Source organism: Paenibacillus sp. 01L418 (assembly GCF_056400045.1).
Genome location: NZ_JBFTSN010000128.1, coordinates 1 through 14970, shown reverse-complemented (window position 1 = coordinate 14970; position 14970 = coordinate 1). Strand labels below are relative to the sequence as shown.

The window sequence follows — 14970 nt, the reverse complement described above, 5'->3', positions numbered from 1 at the left end:
AGGTACACCTAATGTAAGTACAGTTCCTATCGTTATGGGGTTCAGCGGGATATACATCCCTGGAACAAGGCCTGAATAGTTTAACAAGTACAGCAAACCAGCCGCCAGAACAAGATGARGCGAGAAGCTGCGCAGCCATCCCCACGATAACCTGTTCTTAAGCAGTACGACTGCTAACAGGAGAGAAGATCCAATAAAAATCGATAACCATATTGTCTTCACACTCTCACCCCTCTCCATGCTGGCCAGTTCTTGCTAGTACGCTTTGCCAATCGAAGCAGCATCTCATATCGCTTTTCTGCTGTGATCATACAATATATCGCGTAATCCACTTGATCCTTGCCGACTGCATAATTAAAGAAACGATTCGCATTTTCCCATTCACGGTGTGCCTCAACAATTTCGGCTCGGATGTCATMCATTTGGTTCATCCCTTTTTTTAATTCGAGCTGGCCTGTATTGCTCATATCTATCCCTCCCGCTTGTCCTCACTTCATAATGTTCATTACTATATGTATAAGCTTGGACATTAGAATAGAACGGGATATTAAAAGGAACACCTTATCAAAACGACAAAAACGGCAGATCGAGTAATTTCTCGACCTGCCGTTTTCTATATTGATTATGACTAGTTTATTTCTCTTCGACCTTCTAATGCTTTGGACAAAGTAACCTCATCTGCATATTCAAGATCACCGCCAACAGGCAAGCCATGCGCGATACGCGTAACTCGGATACCAAATGGCTTGATCAGCCGGGATAGATACATTGCTGTGGCTTCGCCTTCAATATTCGGGTTAGTGGCCAGTATAAGCTCCTGAACGCGTTCGTCGCTCAGCCTTCTTAACAGCTCAGCGATACGAATTTCGTCTGGACCGATGCCCTCCATAGGCGAAATTGCGCCTTGAAGCACGTGATAATGGCCTTGGAAGTCCTTCATACGCTCAATCGCAACAAGATCCTTAGACTCTTGAACAACACATATGATGGAGTTGTCACGTGATTTATCCTGACAGATTCTACATGGATCTGTATCGGTTATATTGCAACAAACCGAGCAATAGAACAAATTGCGCTTAACGCTTACTAGCGCCTTCGCAAAATCAATGACGTCGTCTTCCTTCATTCGAAGAACATGAAACGCCAGACGGGCGGCCGTTTTGGGTCCAATACCCGGTAATCGCGTAAAAGCATCAATTAACTTCGCTATCGGTTCTGGGTAATACAAAACTGGGTACAGCTCCTTTCAAGCAAAAAACGCCTTCGGTGTCCCCTGAACACTGAAGCAGCTTTGACGGAGAAATAAAAGATAAGTACACGTAATATACTTTCCTTTATTTCAAACAGAAGCAATACTGCTTCTTAGAACAATCCTGGAATTTTCATTCCGCCTGTGAATTTACCCATATCCTTATTCGCTAGATCATCCACTTTAGTTAGCGCATCGTTAACAGCTGTAAGGACAAGGTCTTGCAGCATTTCGACATCTTCCGGATCTACAGCCTCAGGTTTAATCGTAATGCTAAGAAGTTTCTTATGGCCGTTCGCAGATACGGTTACTACTCCGCCGCCCGCTGTTCCTTCAACCGTCTTTGTTTCCAACTCTTCTTGAGCCTTCATCATTTGATCTTGCATCTTTTTCACTTGCTTCATCATTTGGTTCATATTGTTCATTACAATTCACCTCATCATTAGAATTAATCTTTATCCTTCACTACCACTAAATCTTCACCAAAAAGTTTGACGGCCTCTTCTACCCATACTGGCCGACTTGCTGCTTGTGGTGAAGCAGAAGATTCGGGCTCAAGCTGAAGCGTCTCGCTCTTCTGCGTACTAGCGCCTTGTGCCGCTGCCGCCTGCCAGTCCTTCATCATAACCGTAACAATACGGAATGAACCGCCGAGTACATCATGCATGACTTTCTCAATAATCTCGCGATTGGCCGGCTTCTCGGTCGTTTCTCGGTGCATTGTATTCTTGAATGCCACGAGAATGGCATCGTCAGCAGAAGCAACCGGCTCACCGTCTTTTAGCCAAGCATGGACCGTAATCTTAGCGTCCTTCACACCCTGCAGCACATCGTTCCACTTCATTCTGAACTGATTGAATTCTGGACTGCCTGCTGTTGCCAGGTACGGATCAAGCTTGACTGAAGACCGTACTATGCCGCCTGAGCCGCCGAATGAACTGCGAACCGCATTAGTACGTGCTGCTTGCTTGCTGGCCGCACTGTCAGCCGAAGAAGCGCTGTTCCCGCTACCTACTCCATTTTGAATCGCTTGCTCTAGTTTACGCTCCAATGCCTCAATCTGCTGACGCAAACGTCCTACTTCAGCTGATTGTCCGCCGCTTGATGCTGAAGCTGCTGTACTTGCAGAAGCCGCTCCGCCTGACGATTGCTCGTCATTTAATGTGCAAAGCTTCATAAGCGCTACTTCAAACAAGGTTTGAGGCTGCGAGGCATGCTTAAGCTCCACTTGATAACGGTTCAACGTATCAATCATAGCGAACAATCGCTCTGGAGTGAAGGCCTCGGCCATCATTTTGAAGCGTTCAGGATCAACGATCCTCTCTGTTACTGCGCCTCCCTGCGGAGCAAGCTTCATAACAAGCAAATCACGGAAATAATAAATTAAGTTTTCCATGCATTTGTCCGCACTTTTGCCAGCTTGCATCAAGCTTTCCACAAGCGGCATAACAGCTGCTACATGACGATCCTTCACAGCCTCCGCCAGCTGGTAGAAATGATCAGCGGCCATGCCGCCTGTCACATCTACTGCCGCGTCGAGAGTAATACGATCACCTGCAAAAGCAGAAACCTGCTCCAGCAAGCTGATCGCATCGCGCATTCCGCCTTCCGACAATCTTGCAATATAAGCAAGCGCATCTTCGTCGGCCTGTATGCTCTCTTCACGGCAAATCTTAAGCAAGTGCTGCGTCTGCTCTTCAAGCGATACCTGCCTGAAATCAAACCGTTGACAACGGGAGATAATCGTAGCAGGCAGCTTATGCGGTTCGGTCGTCGCCAAGATAAAGATAACATGCCCCGGCGGCTCCTCCAATGTTTTGAGCAAGGCATTAAATGCCTCGGCCGTAAGCATATGTACTTCATCTATAATATAAACTTTGAACCGCACTTCTGAAGGTGCATATCGCACTTTATCACGAATATCACGAATTTCATCAATACCGCGATTAGATGCAGCATCAATCTCAATTACATCCATAATATGTCCCGCGGTAATCCCTATGCAAGCATCACATTCATTACATGGCTCTTCAGCCGGATCACGTTCACAGTTAACCGCTTTGGCTAATATTTTCGCAGCGCTTGTCTTCCCGGTTCCTCGCGGCCCATTAAAAAGATAAGCATGAGATACACGCTGCTCACGAATAGAATTTTGCAGCGTTTGAATAATATGCTGTTGTCCAACCATGTCCTGAAACGTCTGCGGACGCCAGGCACGGTATAAAGCGATATGTGACACGCAGACCTTTCCTTTCAAGTTGCCTTTTCATTTACAATAAGCAAAAGCACCTTCGGTCCTGTGGACGCTGAAATTGCTTTGCATTGCGAAATATAAGAGTAGTATTAGAAAATAATATACTTTCTTATATTTCAAACAATTGCTACTCCCCTATTATACAACAACTGTGTAGCAAGCAAAACTTTCTTTTGCTAAGACTTTACCCTATTAAAACAAGATCTATAAACAAAAACACCTGCATTCGCTACTTCCGACAAAAACATCGAACAGCGATCACAGGTGCTACTTTTGCTATTAGCAAATCATATTAGAAATTTTTAGTACCGTGCACCTACTCCTGATAAATACGACCCAAGCGACATCCTTGCACTACAGCTCGAGCCAGGCACTCCCCCGGCACATGAACTAATTTACTTATGGCTGCTTCCTTCCGGACCTGACCAAGTTCATAAACGTCCATTGCGGAGGACCCAACTGTCAACACTGCTCGCAAGTGCCAAGACCTCACATCAGTATAACCTCAAGTAGGAATTCAACCTCGCTACAGCGGATTGCGAGTTACAGGGCACCGCTACCTCCCCATCTAGCACGGCAAAAATAAGTATAGCCGATTCCGTCCTAAAGCGCAACTCGCGGTTGAAATTGGACGAATGCCAGGGCTACCTTTTGGCTTCTACATGAACCTTGTACCGAGGCATATTGTACTGCACGACCGACTGTGCCTTTGCTCGCAGCTCTTCGACTTGAACGTCGGACAGTGCTTTATTTGCTTTTACATTCACATGAAGATCGGTACCGTTAAAATAAATTTGCGTGTGCTCGATGCCGGAAATCGGCTTCAACACCTGCTCAATGAATTTTCCATCTGCATTATAATTAAGATACTGATAACGATTCGGTAAATTGGGATTGCTGTTGGAATAACCCATGTATCCATCATGACCGTAGGTTTTCAGCCTGTTTTCTTGCTTGCTTTTTCCGTTCCCACATCCTGAGATCGTCATGGCTAACAGAAATAAGCAAGCCAGTAAGGCTGCCATTTGAAATAAACCAAATCGTTTACTCAAACCGAATGTTTGTTTATTCAATCAAAAAACCTCCCTTCTATCCAATAGGATGGCTGAGGGAGGCTCTTGTATTCTGCCAAATAAAGGCGGAACGATTTGTAGGATTAAATACCGTATTTCTTCTTGAAACGATCGACGCGGCCGCCAGCATCCAGGAACTTTTGCTTACCCGTGTAGAATGGGTGGCATTGGGAACAAACCTCTACGCGAAGACTCGGTTTAACCGAACCAGTCTCGAAGGAATTTCCACAAGCGCAAGTTGCTGTAATGATGTGGTATGTCGGATGAATAGCTTGTTTCATCTCGTTCACCTCTTTCTGCCCTGAATCGCATGCGGACTCAGAGTTAAATCRCACATCTCGGATTATAGCATGAACTTATTTGCTGTTGCAATGAATAATCAGTGATATGGTTAATATTAGCCGAATTTACTACCTAATAGGTACTTATCGACGTAATGCGGCTGGTGGAACATGTGTATAAGAGCCAATAACTACATCGGGCAGCTCTTCACGGAAAATTTCAAGCATTTGCTTCATCCCGTATATCTCACCTTGTGCCTTAGGAATAATCGCTAAGTAGCTTTCAGGATCGATATTCAGGTTGCGCATTTGAATGAGTTTTAGTCCAGTACGCTTAACGAATCCAATCATCGCTTCTATTTCTTCCTCACGGTCAGTGACCCCTGGGAAAATCAAATAGTTGATCGACGTATATACACCATTGTCAGAAGCATATTTCAAAGACTTCTCAACATTTTTTAAGTTGTAGCCGCGAGGCTTATAGTAAGCATTATAGTGATCATCAAGTGCACTGATCGTACTTACGCGCATTAGATTAAGGCCTGCATCAACAATCGCGCGCATGAAATCAGTTAATCCCGCGTTCGTATTAATGTTAATGTATCCAAGCGAGGTTTGACTGCGAACACGCTTCATAGCCTCAACGATGATTTTAGCTTGTGTTGAAGGTTCGCCTTCACAGCCTTGACCGAAGCTAATGATGGATTCCGGCTCGCGCAAATGCTCAAGCATAATTTCAACGACCTCATCAACAGTCGGCTTAAAATTCATCCGCGTCTGCGGAGCAACAAAGCCGCTATCGTCAGGTTGTTCAGAGATACATCCGAAGCAGCCTGCATTACAAGAATATGATACCGGAACAGCACCCTCCCATCTACCTAAAAACGTGTTGGAAGAGGTCAAGCACTCATAACCTAGAGCACAGTTCGATAGATGCTTATAAAGACGATTATCCGGATATTTAGCAAGAATACGCTCTACTTGAATACCAAGTTCGTCACGATCGCAATTAAGCGGATCCCATCTTTCAGGATCATCACTTTGCTCAGCCGTTACATAAAAGTTACCGTCTTTCCATACGACAGCTGTATAACCGAACAATGGCAGCTTCTCGTTCTTGTCCGCTTTCACATAGCCCGGCAAGCATAGACGAGTAAAGCCTTGCGGAAGCAAGGCGCCGACTGCTTGAGCTCCGCCTTGCAATGCCTGCATCTCACCCGTGCTCGGATTAAGACCAATGGGTCTAGTGAAAGGCAGGCTAACAAGAGTTGCTCCATTAGGAAGTGGAATTAATTCCTCCTCCATAATTTCGACAATCATATCACCGCTTCTTCCCAAAGCTATAAAGTCGGGATGGTCAAATACATTTCCGTTTTTATCCGCATATACGAGATTCATGTTGTTCTCCCTCCTGCGGTCTTACGATCCGTGCGTAGTTCTAGGCGTAGGACGCCTGCTGGTCGCTGTAGTACTGCTCTTTATACCGGACCGCTCCGGCTTCGCTTCAACTGTTGTATCAAGAGACATGAGGAACTGTTCGTTGTTCTCACTATCTTTAAGTTTCTTCAAGAAATTATCTACATAATCAGGCGTATCCGTCATTCCTCTGCGGATGGCCCAAACCTTCTCCAGCTCTTCCTTCGTAAGCAGCATTTCCTCACGTCTAGTTCCAGATCTGCGCAAATCAAGCGCAGGGAAAATACGACGCTCAGAAAGCTTACGGTCTAGATGGAGCTCCATATTACCCGTACCTTTAAATTCTTCATAAATGATGTCATCCATACGTGAGCCTGTTTCGATCAACGCAGTCGCAAGTATAGTCAAGCTTCCGCCCTCTTCCACGTTTCGAGCCGAACCAAAAAACCGTTTTGGACGGTGGAACGCTGCTGGATCAATACCGCCGCTAAGCGTACGACCAGATGGAGGAATAACCAAGTTATACGCCCTAGCAAGACGGGTGATACTATCCATCAAGATGACAACGTCCTTCTTATGCTCAACAAGACGAAGCGCTCGCTCAAGTACAAGCTCTGCTACTTTGATATGGTTCTCGGGCAGCTCATCAAATGTGGAGGCGATAACTTCACCCTTCACGGAGCGCTGCATATCAGTAACTTCCTCTGGACGCTCATCAATAAGCAGAACGAACAATTTGATATCGGGACGATTTTCGGAAATGCTGTGGGCGATTTCTTTAAGAAGCAAGGTTTTACCTGTCTTCGGAGGAGCAACAATTAGACCGCGTTGGCCAAGTCCTACAGGAGCAAGCAAATCCATCATTCGAGTGGAAAGCTTCGACTGTGTCGTCTCAAGCACTAGCTTCTTTTCTGGATAAAGAGGAGTAAGCGCAGGAAAGTGCAATCGTTCTGAAGCCGTTTCCGGATTTTCGCCGTTAACAGCATTTACTTGCAATAGACCAAAATAACGCTCATTCTCTTTCGGAGGACGGCATTTACCTGAAACAAGATCGCCGCTTCTCAAATCAAATCTGCGAATTTGTGATGCTGAAATATAAATATCTTCCTTGCTCGGCAAATAGTTAATAGGCCGTAAAAATCCGAAGCCTTCTGACAAAATATCGAGGACGCCTTCCATGAACATAAGGCCGCTCTTCTCTGCTTGCGCTCGAAGAATTGCAAAAATTAATTCCTTCTTCTTAAGTGTTCCGTAATAGGGAACTTGAAATTGCTTCGCCAATTTATAAAGGTCGGTCAATTTCATCTCTTCTAGATCTGCGATCTGAAGGTCTGTCATGTTCTCACCACTTTATTTAATTTTCATTATGATTTTGTATATCTAGTAAAATCATAGGATTGATTATCCATCATTGCCGAATTAGACGCCGTCTATTCCACAGCGTCTGCATCGTCCTATTCCTTATGAAGTGGCTTCCGTTTCACGCCATACTTCCGCACCCAGGCGGCATAAGTTTTCTACTAGATTATCATAACCTCGGTCAATATATTCGACGCCCGAAATTTCAGTAACGCCTTCTTCAACAGTCAAAGCAGCGACAACAAGTGCAGCCCCTGCGCGTAAATCAGCAGCCTTAACTTTTGCAGCACTCAGCTTGCCGCCTTCAATAACAGCTGAACGGCCCTCAACACGAATATCCGCTCCCATGCGAGTGAGCTCAGGAACATGCTTAAATCTAGTACCGTATACATAATCAGTTAAAATACTGACTCCATTCGCTTGTGTAAGCAAGGTTGTCATTGGAGATTGTAAGTCCGTAGGGAAACCAGGGTACACAAGTGCCTTTACATCAATGGACGAATAATTAGGTCCGCCAATAATTCGGATGGATTCATCCATCTCAATAACTTGAACACCCATCTCTTCAAGCTTAGCGCTCATCGCTTCCAAGTGCTTCGGAATAACATTATCAATAAGGACATCGCCGCGCGTTGCTGCAGCTGCAATCATATACGTACCGGCTTGAATTCGATCGGGAATAATGGAATGGCGGCAGCCATGCATCTGATCGACGCCTTCAATACGAATCGTCTCAGTCCCAGCACCTTTGATTTTTGCGCCCATGGCATTAAGGAGAGTAGCTACATCTATAATTTCAGGCTCTTTTGCCGCATTTTCAATAATCGTTATTCCTTTGGCCCGCGAGGCAGCTAGCATGATATTAATCGTTGCTCCAACACTTGAAACGTCAAGGTAAATCTTTGCGCCTCGTAATTGCTCAGCATGAATTCGAATAGATCCATGATCATTAGTTACCGTGGCACCAAGTGCTTCAAACCCTTTAATATGCTGATCGATTGGTCTAGGCTCAAAGTTGCAGCCCCCTGGCATTCCGATTGTCGCTTCACCAAACCTACCAAGCATTGCCCCCATCAAATAATAGGATGCGCGCAGCAATTTCACTTTGCCGTTTGGCATCGGTTTGGAGACAAGCGCGGAAGGATCAATGCGCATCATATCGCCGTCACGCTTTACGACAGCACCAAGCTCCTGCAAAATTTCACTGTATACAGCTACATCACTTATAATAGGCAAATTATCCAACACAACTTCTGATTCTGCTAAAATAGCAGCAGGTACAAGAGCCACCGCGCTGTTCTTGGCTCCGCTGATTTGAACGGTACCGCGAAGCGGCCGTCCACCGCGTATCATCAATTTCTCCATCTAATTATAGTTCCTCCCGTAGATTGGAAGAGAATAAAGGAAAAACCGCCAAAGCAAGCGAGTGTTAAACCCACTTGCCGTTATGAGGCGGTTTATTCCTTTGCTCCTGTTATTACACTTAGTTGTTACTTCCGAACAAACGGATTTTTGTTAGTAACAGCCAGCTTCTCAATTCGCACAGCTGTCATGTATTGGCGTAGTTCCAATGAATCAGCGTTAGCTATTTGTTTTCTTGAAATTGTATTTGTAAAAGCAACATGTTTCTCTCAAAGGGATACTGCAACTGAAATTAATATCATGATCAAAATCAAATCGATTGGAAGACTAGATTTTTTTTGGCCCCGGCACACGCCATTGCAGCAGTGAATTGAATGCCCATATATTTCAAGGCGCTTTCGCTGACCTTCCAAATAAACGGTGATTTTTCTTCCTTAGCAGCTTCAACAATCGTTTGTGTAATTACCCTGATGTCTGTGTTGAACTGGACTACTGTTTCTCGCTTGCTATAAGCGCCTGGCAAAATTCATTCATAGGAACTAACAAGATCGCTGTCTTCCTCGTAAATGTTATCTTTCTTCCTCCAGCTCGGTCCGACTTGTCATTCTGAGACATTATAACATAATGAGCCTTGGAATAGTAAAGCTTGTTTTGCTATTGCCAATAAATGAAAAAAACGGCATCGCCTTCAAGTAAGAGACGATGCCGTTTATTTGCTAAATCAGGAGCCTATTGCAAAACGACTTGTGGAGTTGCCGCCTCGCAGCTGCATATTAACCGCAATTCGCATCTCATCGATGTCGAAAGGTTTCGTAAAGTGCATTAATGCCCCGAGATCCGTCGCTTCTTTAATCATATCCAATTCACCATATGCGGTCATCATGATGACTTTAATGTTTCGGTCGATAGCTTTCACATGCTTTAAAATTTCCAGACCATCCATGCCGGGAATTTTCATATCCAACAGAACAAGATCTGGAGCATCGTTCTTGACGATTTCCAAAGCCAGCTTGCCATTAGACGCTTGGAACGTATTATAGCCCTCGCTGCTGAAAACTTCCATAAGCAATACGCGAATACCGTTCTGATCATCAACGATCAACACTTTCTTCTTATCCAACTCCAAATCCCCCCGCAAATGAGTTTACCCAAAAAATGGCCAACTCTTCCATAATCGTTAATATATTCGCTAAAGTGGGTATATAATCCTTCTCGTTAAGAGAAAAACTTATCTGTTGTTGTTAAAGAATCTGCCATTGATCAAAAATGCAATATATTACTCGGAATGGTTAAGCGCTGCTTGTACAAATCCGCGGAACAATGGCTGCGGACGGTTCGGTCTAGACTTGAATTCCGGGTGGAATTGAACAGCCAAGAACCAAGGATGATCAGCCATTTCCACAACCTCAACAAGACGGCCGTCTGGAGAAGTTCCAGAAATAGTAAGACCAACAGATTCAATCGCTTCACGGTACTCATTGTTAAATTCATACCGGTGACGATGACGCTCATAAACGAGCTCGTCGCCATATTCACGCTCAGCAAGCGTACCTGGCTTAAGTTTACAAGGGTACAGACCAAGACGCATCGTGCCACCCATATCTTCAACATCCTTCTGATCCGGCAGCAAGTCAATAACCGGATATGGAGTGGATGAATTAATTTCAGAGCTATTCGCACCAGCTAATCCCGCCACATTTCGAGCATATTCAATGACAGCTACCTGCATGCCAAGGCAAATACCGAAAAACGGAATTTTGTTTTCACGTGCGTATTTAATCGCTGTAATCTTGCCTTCAATACCGCGATCGCCAAAGCCGCCTGGCACAAGAATACCATTAACGCCTCTAAGCTGCTGGTGGGCGTTCTCTTCCGTAAGCTCATCTGCATGCAGCCAACGAATTTTCACTTCTGAGTCGGAAGCAATACCCGCATGCTCAAGCGACTCTACAATACTGAGGTACGCATCATGCAACGAGACATATTTACCAACAATTGCAATTTCCGTCTTCTTATGAAGCGACTTCACACGCTGAACAAGGCTTTCCCATTCGCGCATATCCGGCTGTTCTGTCTTAAGCTTCAGATGATTAACAACGATCTCGTCGAGGCCTTCCTCACGAAGCATCAATGGCACTTCATACAAAGTGGACGCATCGCGGCATTCCACGACTGCATTCGCATCGATATCGCAGAACAAGCCAATTTTACGTTTCAAATCTTCAGCAAGCGGATGCTCTGTACGGCATACGATTACGTTCGGTTGAATACCGATGCTGCGCAATTCCTTAACACTATGCTGCGTTGGTTTTGTTTTCACTTCACCTGCCGCTTTGATATAAGGAATAAGCGTTACGTGGATGTACATTACATTGTCGCGCCCGATATCGCTTTTGATTTGACGAATAGCTTCAAGGAAAGGCAAGCTTTCGATATCACCAACCGTACCGCCGATTTCTGTAATAACAACATCAGAACCCGCTTCTTTGCCCGCACGGAATACACGGTCTTTAATTTCGTTCGTAATATGCGGGATTACCTGAACAGTTCCACCCAAGTAGTCGCCGCGGCGCTCTTTGGTAATTACATTGGAATAGATTTTGCCGGACGTCACATTGTTGTTCTTCGACAAGTTAATGTCAATAAACCGTTCATAGTGACCAAGATCCAAATCTGTTTCTGCACCATCATCGGTAACGAATACTTCTCCGTGCTGATATGGACTCATCGTTCCTGGGTCGACGTTGATGTATGGATCAAACTTCTGAATCGTTACTTTGAGGCCCCTGTTCTTCAGCAATCGGCCAAGCGAGGCTGCTGTTATCCCTTTGCCCAAGGACGACACTACGCCGCCGGTTACAAAAATATATTTGGTCACTGTGATGATACCCTCCAAGCCCTATGGTTAATGTTTAGGTTTGCCCATTTACTCGATAAACATGGATGCGGATACACTCCGCCTATCCATCCAATTTGTGGGAATGCATCCTACAGACCCATCCCTCACAAACAAAAAAAGTGACACCCGTAGCAACGGGGCACTTTTCCTTTTTTGGCATATATAAAAATACAAGCAAGCATCAGCAATGCGTTATGCTCTACTTCTATTTCACCGCGAAACTTGACCTTCTCGTCAAAAGACGAAAACGAGTCGTTTGCGCTTGTATGCGTTATTTGTTAACCGAATCTTAAGCCCATGAGATAGTTTACTCTGCGCTCCTAGCAACTGTCAAGCGAAACTGAATGGATATTCCTCACTCCAGTTCAAACGACTAAGCCATCTGTATTGAGCAGAGCTCGTACCGCAGAAAAGTATAAGAAGGAGGATAAGCTGGGTGCTTAAACCGCCTTATACTTTCAGCAAACATTTACTTGTCAGACTCGTCGCCGTCTTCAAATTCCTCATCATCCGACTCATCATCATCCGCATCGAGTTCACCGTCGACTTCTTCCTCGTCCAGCTCCTCGTCGTCGATTCCAACTTCCTCATCGACTTCAGCTTCCTCTTCTGCCTCTTCGAAGTCCTCGCGGTCCTCGTCGAATACATCGTAGTCTTCTTCAGCCTCTGCGTAAGTATCCTCTTCTTCGTCCGCAAATACATCATCATCTTCGAGATCATCATCATCGTTAATGATACGCGTACGCTTCGCATTACCTACAGGATCTTCAGAACGCTCAACTGGATACCAGCGTTTCAGTCCCCACATGTTGCTGCCAACGCAAGCGAAACGTCCATCAATGTTGATTTCTGTATACACTTGGGCGATGAACTGGTTGATTCCGTCTGCGGAAAGACCGCGTATTTTAGCGATCTCCATCATTAGATCGCGATAGTAGTAAGGCGTATTAGCCGCTTTCAGCACTTCAAAGGCCAAATCGACCATAGGCATTTCCTTCATACGTTCAGGATCCAGCTTTAACGTGAAATTGCTGCTGCTCATATGGACACATCCTCTCTTGCCATTCAATTTATGTACTCGTTCTTACCTATAAAATGCAAGGATCGTGTACGTTATTCTCTTATACACCGCTCACATTTAATCGCAAAACGATCGGTAACTGCCAGAGGCTCGCACCCGTCGTTTACGCTAGTCACAGTATAGTAAAACCTATTTCCTGCAAAAAAGCAAGCGGACCACGCTGCTGCAGTATAGCTTGGACTTCTATGCAAAAAGCGAAAGGATAGTCCTTCCGCTTTGACTGTATCCATCCGGCCATGACACGAGGCAACGCACCTTGGTCGTAAGAGCCCCTGAGAACTCTTTGTTCATCGTATGTCCCCAGTCGATTTTTGACACGGTTTTCAGCCTAATTATGTGAAAAAAGGCAAGTTGCTCATGCGTTACAGAGCGCTCGTTCATACAATAGTTCAGCATGGTCCGTCGGGAGGGGAAGCCAAGTTTGGACACCGTCGCTTTTATCCGTATGTTGCAGGATACGATGGCTCGCACGGACACAACGACTGTTAAGCGTATCATTCGCTTTCAGCGTGCGAGCGACTACCGATACTTCCTACAGCAATTGCCTAAAGTCACTTCATCATCTTTACCGCAAAAAAGCATTAGACAAATGCCCAGCATTCTTGGAATAGCCTGTACATTGCCGGCCGAGGAATCATTAGAGCGATTCGCCGGGCGTGTTTGGATTGAGAAAGATTGTAAAATCAGCGTGCATTCTTCTCCACAAAAGTCGATTATTGTAGATAAGGGCATCCCCTGGGGTGTAAACCAGATTAAAGCCCCGCTGGCTTGGAGCACGACAACCGGTCACCGGGTCAAGGTCGGCGTCATCGATACAGGAGCTGACTTCAGCCATCCAGATCTCCGCCAATCACTTTCTAGGGGCATCAACCTTCTCAATCGCAGCATGCTCCCTCATGATGATAACGGTCATGGTACACATATTGCAGGTACCATCGCCGCAGCAAATCAATTACAGGGCATGATTGGCGTAGCCCCGCGGGCGTTAATCTCGCCTGTCAAAGCTTTTGACCATAATGGGAGCGCCTTCGTATCCGACATTATTCTCGGTATTGAATGGTGTATCCGCAATCGCATGAACGTCATCAACATGAGCTTCGGTATGAAGACAAAAAGCAAAGCGCTGCTTGGAGCTGTCATTAATGCTCACAATGCAGGCGTCATTATCGTTGCTTCCTCCGGCAATGACGGGAAGCGCCGTTCCGTTGATTATCCGGCACGCTACCCTCAAACGATTGCTGTTGGCGCAACGAATAAACTCCGCCGCGTTGCACCTTTCAGCAATCGAGGCTCCTATATTGACGTTTACGCGCCTGGCGACAAAATCGTATCCGCATGGCTGCGCGGCAAATACAATGAAATGAGTGGAACCTCCATGGCCACCTCGCATGTCAGCGGAGCAATCGCGCTTCTGCTCGCACATAAGCCGGGACTTACGCCTACCGAGATCAAGACAATTATTAAACGATCCGTTCAGCCCCTTAGAGGCAGTAAAGCCCGCCGAACGATCGGCGAGCTTGACGTGATGCGTATGATGCAAACCGTGGATAAGGTATGAGTCCACGGTTTATTTTTATGAAACAAAGCTTACATGCGTTCTGGAGCAGAAACACCGACCAAACGAAGCACGTTCGCAATAGCGATACGTACGGCTCCAAGCAAGGCTAAGCGCGCTTGCGATTGCTCAGCATCTTCTGTGATGACGCGCTCCGCTCTATAATAGCTGTGGAACTGGGAAGCCAGCTCGTATACATAACGAATAAGACGATGAGGCGCATATTGTGCTGCTGCCTCAGAGATCTCCTGCGGCAGCTCACCAACTTTACGAAGAAGATCGAACTCGCCCTCGGCAGTCAGCTTGCTGAAATCGATCGTGTCCGTGGATTTAAGAACAATGCCTTGTTCCTCCGCTTGTCTGAAAATACTGCAAATCCGAGCGTGCGCATATTGAACATAGAACACAGGGTTCTCATTTGAAGTAGAGATCGCCAAATCC

Annotated in this window: 16 protein-coding genes and 1 other RNA gene; 1 reads left to right on the top strand and 16 read right to left on the bottom strand. The window is 45.6% G+C overall.

Annotation, left to right across the window (positions count from 1 at the left end):
* From AC1DSE_RS16705 to rpoE, 15 genes are all read right to left on the bottom strand, one after another.
* Positions 1-222: pro-sigmaK processing inhibitor BofA family protein (locus AC1DSE_RS16705; RefSeq protein WP_477527923.1), on the bottom strand; the 222-nt coding region annotated here is incomplete at its 3' end.
* Complete coding sequence (locus tag AC1DSE_RS16700) at positions 219-467, bottom strand: DUF2508 family protein (protein ID WP_477527922.1); 249 nt, start codon at positions 465-467, stop codon at positions 219-221. The genes AC1DSE_RS16700 and AC1DSE_RS16705, both read right to left, overlap by 4 nt.
* Before the next feature lie 161 nt (positions 468-628).
* Complete coding sequence (recR, locus tag AC1DSE_RS16695) at positions 629-1228, bottom strand: recombination mediator RecR (RefSeq protein ID WP_076271598.1); 600 nt, start codon at positions 1226-1228, stop codon at positions 629-631.
* Between the two features lie 134 nt (positions 1229-1362).
* Positions 1363-1674 carry a YbaB/EbfC family nucleoid-associated protein gene (locus tag AC1DSE_RS16690; protein WP_054025909.1) on the bottom strand — a complete coding sequence of 104 codons (312 nt, stop codon included), beginning with the start codon at positions 1672-1674 and terminating at the stop codon, positions 1363-1365.
* 23 nt (positions 1675-1697) lie between these two features.
* Complete coding sequence (dnaX, locus tag AC1DSE_RS16685) at positions 1698-3488, bottom strand: DNA polymerase III subunit gamma/tau (protein ID WP_477527921.1); 1791 nt, start codon at positions 3486-3488, stop codon at positions 1698-1700.
* Between the two features lie 323 nt (positions 3489-3811).
* Positions 3812-4080: signal recognition particle sRNA large type (gene ffs, locus AC1DSE_RS16680), an RNA gene on the bottom strand.
* Positions 4081-4147: 67 nt separating this feature from the next.
* Entirely contained in the window at positions 4148-4576 is a 429-nt protein-coding gene (locus AC1DSE_RS16675; protein ID WP_441912817.1) for a hypothetical protein, read from the bottom strand.
* Between the two features lie 83 nt (positions 4577-4659).
* The gene (gene rpmE, locus AC1DSE_RS16670; RefSeq protein WP_339205996.1) at positions 4660-4857 is read right to left on the bottom strand and encodes a 50S ribosomal protein L31; all 198 of its coding nucleotides are present in this window, start codon (positions 4855-4857) and stop codon (positions 4660-4662) included.
* A 144-nt stretch (positions 4858-5001) separates the two neighbouring features.
* The gene (locus tag AC1DSE_RS16665) at positions 5002-6255 is read right to left on the bottom strand and encodes a radical SAM family protein (protein WP_477512204.1); all 1254 of its coding nucleotides are present in this window, start codon (positions 6253-6255) and stop codon (positions 5002-5004) included.
* 21 nt (positions 6256-6276) lie between these two features.
* On the bottom strand, positions 6277-7611 hold the full coding sequence (rho, locus tag AC1DSE_RS16660; protein WP_339205993.1) for a transcription termination factor Rho: 1335 nt from the start codon (positions 7609-7611) through the stop codon (positions 6277-6279).
* 123 nt (positions 7612-7734) lie between these two features.
* Complete coding sequence (locus AC1DSE_RS16655) at positions 7735-8997, bottom strand: UDP-N-acetylglucosamine 1-carboxyvinyltransferase (RefSeq protein ID WP_076271592.1); 1263 nt, start codon at positions 8995-8997, stop codon at positions 7735-7737.
* Positions 8998-9304: 307 nt separating this feature from the next.
* Complete coding sequence (locus AC1DSE_RS16650; RefSeq protein WP_477512203.1) at positions 9305-9517, bottom strand: class II fructose-bisphosphate aldolase; 213 nt, start codon at positions 9515-9517, stop codon at positions 9305-9307.
* Between the two features lie 198 nt (positions 9518-9715).
* Positions 9716-10114, bottom strand: a complete 399-nt coding sequence (locus AC1DSE_RS16645; protein WP_076271590.1) for a response regulator — start codon at positions 10112-10114, stop codon at positions 9716-9718.
* A 156-nt stretch (positions 10115-10270) separates the two neighbouring features.
* Positions 10271-11872: a CTP synthase gene (locus AC1DSE_RS16640; protein WP_339205989.1), complete on the bottom strand. Its 1602-nt coding sequence runs from the start codon at positions 11870-11872 to the stop codon at positions 10271-10273.
* A 490-nt stretch (positions 11873-12362) separates the two neighbouring features.
* On the bottom strand, positions 12363-12935 hold the full coding sequence (gene rpoE / locus AC1DSE_RS16635; protein ID WP_477512202.1) for a DNA-directed RNA polymerase subunit delta: 573 nt from the start codon (positions 12933-12935) through the stop codon (positions 12363-12365).
* Between the two features lie 460 nt (positions 12936-13395).
* On the opposite strand from rpoE, the gene AC1DSE_RS16630 reads away from it, so the two are divergent.
* Entirely contained in the window at positions 13396-14532 is a 1137-nt protein-coding gene (locus AC1DSE_RS16630) for a S8 family peptidase (protein ID WP_339205988.1), read from the top strand.
* Positions 14533-14561: 29 nt separating this feature from the next.
* On the opposite strand, the gene AC1DSE_RS16625 is transcribed toward AC1DSE_RS16630, so the two are convergent.
* A partial coding sequence (locus AC1DSE_RS16625) for a DALR anticodon-binding domain-containing protein (protein WP_477527920.1) occupies positions 14562-14970 on the bottom strand: 409 nt, incomplete at its 5' end.

Bases quoted from the DNA above. Each gene is read 5' to 3' on its own strand.
- rpmE (WP_339205996.1), bottom strand. From the start codon at position 4,857: ATGAAACAAGCTATTCATCCGACATACCACATCATTACAGCAACTTGC.
- AC1DSE_RS16665 (WP_477512204.1), bottom strand. From the start codon at position 6,255: ATGAATCTCGTATATGCGGATAAAAACGGAAATGTATTTGACCATCCC.
- rho (WP_339205993.1), bottom strand. From the start codon at position 7,611: ATGACAGACCTTCAGATCGCAGATCTAGAAGAGATGAAATTGACCGAC.
- rpoE (WP_477512202.1), bottom strand. From the start codon at position 12,935: ATGAGCAGCAGCAATTTCACGTTAAAGCTGGATCCTGAACGTATGAAG.
- AC1DSE_RS16690 (WP_054025909.1), bottom strand. From the start codon at position 1,674: ATGAACAATATGAACCAAATGATGAAGCAAGTGAAAAAGATGCAAGAT.
- AC1DSE_RS16655 (WP_076271592.1), bottom strand. From the start codon at position 8,997: ATGGAGAAATTGATGATACGCGGTGGACGGCCGCTTCGCGGTACCGTT.